This window comes from Nodosilinea sp. P-1105 (assembly GCF_012911975.1).
Taxonomy (GTDB): domain Bacteria; phylum Cyanobacteriota; class Cyanobacteriia; order Phormidesmidales; family Phormidesmidaceae; genus Nodosilinea.
In genome coordinates, this window is record NZ_SMDQ01000165.1 from 1 (window position 1) to 1,198 (window position 1,198).

The 1,198-nt window shown below is 56.2% G+C and carries 1 protein-coding gene and 1 pseudogene; one reads left to right on the forward strand and one right to left on the reverse strand.

Features of this window, described 5'->3' with window-relative positions; all coding sequences use genetic code 11:
* Positions 1–268 precede the first annotated feature (268 nt).
* Entirely contained in the window at positions 269–820 is a 552-nt protein-coding gene (locus E1H13_RS26540; protein WP_169617962.1) for a hypothetical protein, read from the reverse strand.
* 125 nt (positions 821–945) lie between these two features.
* Here E1H13_RS26540 and E1H13_RS28225 point away from each other — a divergent pair.
* Positions 946–1,198, forward strand: a pseudogene (locus E1H13_RS28225) (hypothetical protein); the annotation flags it as partial.

Here is a 1,198-nt window from a genome sequence, read left to right on the forward strand (position 1 = left end):
ACGAGCGGCTCGCCGAGTTTGGCTCCGCCACGCTGCGCGAAAGAATCCAAAATCGATGGATCGTTCTCCAAGCACGGTATTTACTCCTACTAAGTACACATAAGTCCTGTGAGACCCTTGTGGGCAGGGCTTTCCCTCCATCCCCCAGCCCCTTCCTCCCAAAATGGGAGAAAGGGGAGTAGAGCTTTCAAAGCCCCTCGCCCTTCTGGGAGAGGGGTTTGGGGAGAGGGCCAAGATGTGTGTACTTAGTAGGCCCCTCGGGAGAGGGTTACCAGCCCCGAGGTTGAAATGCCTCATCATTGAGGATGACCACACCGTCCCCCGACTGAGCCAGCACAAATAGCCCCTGGCGATAGGCATAGCGCGCCACCTCATCGGGCACTACCATACCGGCTACGGCACCCATGGCCCGCACGTCTCCATAGCGGGGCATCAGTCGCTTGAATTTGCTAAGGCGTTCTAAATGTTCGTCTACATCGGGTTGAGTGAGTTTGCTTTTGACCTCTACCAGAACGGCATCAGTCGTATCGACAACTAAGAGGTCGATTTCTATGGCGTCGTTGTCCCGCCGGGCAGAAGCCCCAGGATAAAACTCATGGACCGCAATGCCTCGCTCTTGAAAAAGTCTGATCACGGCAGGCCTGACCTGCCACTCGACAAACTCCCCTAGCCGGTTGCCTAGCTTACCGAGTTGCTCGTTGAGATTTTGGTTCTGCTGTTTGATCAGGCGCTCAGTTTCTTGGAATCGCCGCTCAGTTTCTTTCTGGGCTGCGGCGATTTCGCCAATTAACCGTACAACATCGTCAATGGTGGTGGCCATGGGGGGTGCCAGTCTGGTGGTACGCCTATGATAGCAATGGTAAGCAAGGGGACATGAGCCAACCTACCGAACGTGCCCTTTGGGGGGCTAAGCCTATAATGTAGGGGGGTGTTTAGTAGGCTGGCATGAACCGTTGGGTCAATTTCCTGTCGCTGCTGCCGGGGACAAGCCTGACCCTGTTAGTGATCAGCATTGCATTTTTGAGGATCTATGACGCAACCGACTTCCTCTTCCTCGGGTACCTCGCCAATGCCCGCCTCTGGAGCAACCTGTGGTGAGCCTGTCGAATCCACCGGCTCACCGTGGCAGCCCTCCTGGTGGCGTTGGTTAATTTCGGCGTTGTAGGGCGAAGCCCGTGCGCAGCGTGGGACCGTCGAA